The sequence below is a fragment of the Achromobacter sp. 413638 genome, assembly GCF_043119405.1.
In the GTDB taxonomy this organism is placed as follows: domain Bacteria; phylum Pseudomonadota; class Gammaproteobacteria; order Burkholderiales; family Burkholderiaceae_B; genus Achromobacter.
The window spans coordinates 1-5,176 of the sequence record NZ_JBICCO010000155.1 but is presented as its reverse complement, the minus strand read 5'-3'; the positions used below and the strand labels follow the sequence as shown (position 1 = coordinate 5,176).

The 5,176-nt window shown below is 72.5% G+C and carries 1 protein-coding gene; it reads left to right on the top strand.

Translation table 11 applies throughout. The features are described from left to right. The coding region (locus ACEU5R_RS31675; protein ID WP_392413845.1) for a filamentous hemagglutinin family protein at nt 1-5,073 on the top strand (5,073 nt) is incomplete at its 5' end. Between the last annotated feature and the right edge of the window lie 103 nt (nt 5,074-5,176).

Here is a 5,176-nt window from a genome sequence, read left to right as displayed (position 1 = left end):
GTGGCGGGGGCCCCCGCCCCCCAGGTGGACCTGCGCGCCGGCGTCGGCGCGCAGAACAACGACGGCGTGGCTCGCGGCACGCTGGACCTGAACGCGCGCCGCCTGGGCGGCGGCGCCGAGCGCGGCGCGATCGCCGGCTCGGGCAACGGCGCCAACGACGTGGCCGTGTCGGTCGCGGGCACTCCGCTGATCCAGGGCGCCAAGACGGTGGCGGTGAACGCCTTCCGCCGCTACGACGACGCGCCGCTGGCCGCCGCGCCGGACGTCACCGGCAAGCGCCCGCAGGAAATCACGCAAGGCTATCTGGACGGCATCGACGGCGAGAACCAGACCTACATGAACGCCGCGCTGGCCAACCCGGCGGTGGCCGCGCGCCTGGCCGGCCTGGGCGCGTACAAGCTGCGTCCGGGCGTGGAAGTCGTCAGCGCCACGCCGGACGGCGACCTGACCGTGTCCGGCGACATCGACCTGTCCAACTACCGCTACGGCCCGGGCGCCGACCGCCTCACGCCCGCGCGGCGCGGCTATGGCGAACCCGGCGTGCTGGTGCTGCGCGCCGGCGGCAACCTGAATATCTACGGCAGCATCAACGACGGCTTCGGGCCGCCGCCGGAGTCGCCGGACGACGCCGGCTGGCAGCTGGTCCAGGGCCGTCTCGGCTCGCAGGGCATCACGGCTTTTGGCGGCGACCTGGTGGTGCCGATCGGCGGCGTCAAGCTGGAGGCCGGCACGATGTTCCCCACCGGCAGCAAGCTGAACTACGACCTGCCGGTCGCGCCCGTCACGCTGCCCGCCGGCACCGTGCTGCCCGTGGCGATGACGCTGGACGCGGCCCTGTCGCTGCCGGCCGGGCTGGTGCTGACCGGCGACGTCACGGCCGCCGACGGCCGCGTGCTGCGCGCCGGCACCGTGCTGGCCGGCGAGCTCAAGCTCGCGCCGGGCGCGCAACTGGGCGCCGGTTTCGTCCTGCGCGGCGAGGCCGCCGTGCGCGCCTTCACCTGGCCCAAGGGCGTGCCGCTGCCGGCCGACTTGAAGGCCAGTGCGCAGATCACGCTGGCGCAGGGCTCGCTGATCCCGTCGCAGACCAAGCTGGTGCTGCTGGGCGGCAAGCCGGTGGACCTGCGGCCCAAGGGGCCGGACGGCAGGCAGGGCCGCAACTGGGCGCTGGCGCCCATGCTGGGCGCGGGCGCCAGCGCCTGGACGCTGACCGCGGTGGCCGGCGCCGACCTGGGCTCGGCCGACGTGCGCACGCGCAACGTCCTGAGCAAGGGCGATCTGGTGATGTCCGACACGCACTATGGCCTGGCGGGCCGGGGAACCGAGACCTCCAAGACCATCTTTGTCGGCGTGATGGTGCTGACGCCGCTGGGGGCCGAGGAACTGATCGGAGATCCCTCGCTGGCTGGCAAGCCGATCAAGCCGATCGCCGACGAATGGCAGCTGGACTGGGAAACGATGTGTTCCTGGGGCGCCTATTGCGAACCGGAACCGCGCAGGGTGACGGCCGCCGGATCGCAGCAATGGGCGGGCAACGCCATCTGGGTCGGCAAGACGGTGCAGGAAATGGCCGCCGCGCTCAACAAGACCGAGGAAGCCATCTGCGCCAACGCCGCCCACTGCGAGGGCGGCGGCACCTCGGAAACCATCATCACCCGCACCTACAAGTACGTCTTCGGCTCGCCCTTGTTCAGCGTGCTGCGCACCGGCGCCGGCGACCTGTCGCTACTGGCCGGGCGCGACGTGGGCATGGCCTCGCTGTACGGCGTGTACACCGCCGGCACGCCCACCTCGCTGGGCGCGGCCGACGCGCGCTTCAACCTGGCGCGCGGCTATGACGGCAAGACCGGCGTGCTGGGCCTGATGCAGCTGGACGGCAAATACGACGCCGCCCTGGCGTCTTACCGGGCCTGGTATCCCGATCACGGCGGCAACCTGCTGGTCGATGCCGCGCGCGACGTATACGGCGATGCCATGGGAGCCGCGGCCAACAGCGGCGTCGAGGTCGACTGGACCAGCAGCCTGGCGCGCTATTCCAGCACGATGACCGGCGCCTGGCTGTGGCGCCAGGGCAGCATCGGCACGCCGGGCGTGGCCGATATCGCGCCCAGCTGGTGGATCAATTTCGGCGCCTACACGGTCGATTCCCCCTACGGCGCCGGCTACAAGGAACCGAGGGTGGTGGGTTTCACCGGCTTCGGCACGCTGGGCGGCGGCAACGTCAGCATCGCCGCCGGCCGCGACGCGGGCGTGCGCGACGCGCGCGGCGACGCGGCGCTCTATGTCAACGGCATGGCGGCGCGCTCGCAAGGGCTGACCGCGGTGGTCGCCAGCACCGGCCGCTTGCTGGACGGCAACCTGGTGCTGACCGGCGGCGGCGATCTGGACCTGCGCATCGGCGGCAGCCTCAATCCCACGCTGAGCGCCACCCAGCTGCAGGCGATCGGGCCGTCGCATACGGGTGGGTCCGACAACCTGGATCTGAACGGCGTGCTTGGCAACCTGCGCGGCCGGATCAGCCTGTCGGCCGGACAGATGGGCGGCATGGACCTGCGCTACGGCGACGGCTCGGGATTGCGCGCTCCGGATCCGTATGCCGTGGCCGGGGGCCGGGTCATGGGCGGGCCGCGCCTGGTGCTGGGCGACGCCGTGGCCTGGATCGACACGCGCGCCGACCTGGTGCTGGGCGGCGTCAGCGACCCCGGCCGCGTCACGCAGGTCAATTCCAGTCCCTACCAGATGATCGGCGCGGCGGATCCGGTCGTCGGCGGCGGCAACGGCTGGTTCACGCTGTGGACGCCGTCCACCGCGATCAATCTGTTCTCGGCCGGCGGCAACCTCACCCCGATGACCGTCAGCAACAGCCGGTTCCTGGGAGAAGAACTGTCCTCCGATGTCACGCGGGTGTCGGCGGACGGCCGCCGCTATTTCGTGTATCCGTCCATCGTGCGCGCCGTGGCGGCCGGCGGCAACATCGTGTTGGCCGACAATGCCGCGGGCTACGACAACCCGGTGCTGTTGCTGGCGCCGTCGGCGGGCGGCCAGCTCGAGATGCTGGCGGGCCGCTCCATCCTGGCCAATGGCGCCCATGCCGTGTCGATGTCGGCGGCCGATGCGCCGCTGCCCACGCCCTGGCGTCCGGCCTTCAGCGCCTTCGAGGTCTCGAACGGCAATCCCATCCTGACCAATACCAGCAAGGATGGCGTGCAGCCTGGGTCGCTGGGGTACAACAAGCCGCTGTTCGTCTTCGGGCCGGCTTCGCCCACGAACCGCGCGCTGCACGCGGGCGATGACACCGTCGCCAGGTTCTACGCGGTCACGGGCGACATCCTCGGCCTGAAGAGCGGCGCGGTGGTCGACATGAGCAATACCGGCCGCAGCACGGACACCTGGTACGAGGCCGCCGTGCCGGTATCGGTGCGGGCGGGCCGCGACATCATGCGCCTGGATGTCACCGCGCTGCACAACAATGCGCGCGACCTGTCGCTGATCGAGGCCGGCCGCGACATCATCTACGCCAATGCGCAGGTGGCTGGCCCCGGCACGCTGCTGATGCAGGCGGCGCGCCAGGTGCGCCAGGACGACGCGGCCAGCGTGCGCAGCCTGGGCGCCATCGTGCGCGGCGACAACCGGCTTGGCGCGGACATCGCTGTGCTGGCCGGCGTGGGCGCGGCGGGACCGGACTACGCGGGCCTGCTGGCGCGCTATCTGGATCCGACCCGCGCGCTGGCCGCCGGCGAAACGCTGGGCGCGAATCCGGATCGCGTGGTGCGGTCCTACGGCGGCGAAATGACGCTGGCGAACTGGCTGCGCCTGCACTTCGGCTATCAGGGCGACGAGCAGGGCGCGCAGGGCGAGCTGGCGCGGCAGCAGGCGAAGGTGGACGCCCAGGCCGCCGCCGACGCCTCGCGCAAGCGCCGTGATCTGTCGCAGGACTATCGCCAGGAAAGCGAGCTGCACCTGGTGAACTGGCTGCGCAAGCAGCATGGCTACGAGGGCGGCCAGGACGGCGCGGCCGCGGCCTTCGCGGCGCTGGCGCCGGCGGAGCGCGGCATCTATGCGCGCCAGCTGTTCTTCGCCGAGCTGAAGGAAGGCGGCCGCGAGTACAACGAGGAAGGCGGCCCGCGCTTCGGCAGCTACCTGCGCGGACGCCGCGCCATCGCGGCGCTGTTCCCCGAGAGCGATGCCGCCGGTGGTCCGATCCGCTACGAGGGCAGCTTCACGATGTACGGCGGCGCGGGACTGCGCAGCAGTTTCGGCGGCAACATCCAGCTGCTGACACCGGGCGGCCAGCAGGTGCTGGGCGTGGAAGGCGTGGCCCCGCCGGCCAGCGCCGGCGTGGTGACGCAGGGCCAGGGCAACATCCAGCTCTATGCGCAGGGCAGCGTGCTGCTGGGCCAGAGCCGCATCATGACCACCTTCGGCGGCCACATCCAGGCCTGGTCCGCGAACGGCGACATCAACGCCGGGCGCGGCGCCAAGACCACGGTGCTGTACACGCCGCCGCGCCGCGTCTACGACGCCTTCGGCAACGTGACGCTGTCGCCCACCGTGCCGTCCACCGGCGCCGGCATCGGCACGCTGGCGCCGATTCCCGAGGTGCCGGCGGGCGACGTGGACCTGATCGCGCCGCTGGGCACCATCGACGCCGGCGAGGCCGGCATCCGGGTGTCGGGCAACGTCAACATCGCGGCGCTGCACGTGGTGAACGCGGCCAACATCCAGGTGCAGGGCGAGAGCAAGGGCATCCCGGTGACGGCCTCGGTCAACACCGGCGCCCTGTCCAGTGCCAGCGCGGCGGCCTCCACGGCCACGGCGGCGGCGCAGGACGTGATGCAGCGCGACCGCGCCGCCTCGCGCCAGAATCTGCCGTCGATCATCTCGGTGCAGATCCTGGGCTATGGCGACGAGCAGCTGCCGGCCGGCCGCGCGCCGGCCAGCCCCAGCGTCGACGCCGGCAAGCAGGCGCCGATCTATCGGGCCGACAGCGTGTTCCAGATGGTCGGCGACGGCCCGCTGACGCCGGTGCAGCAGGCCGCGCTGACGCCGGCCGAGCGGCGCAACTGGCAGCCGTGACCATGGCCGCCATCACCGAGGCCCGCCCGGCGGAAATCCGGGCGGGGGGGGGGGGGGGGGGGGGGGGGGGGGGGGGGGGGGGGGGGGGGGGGGGGGGGCCGCG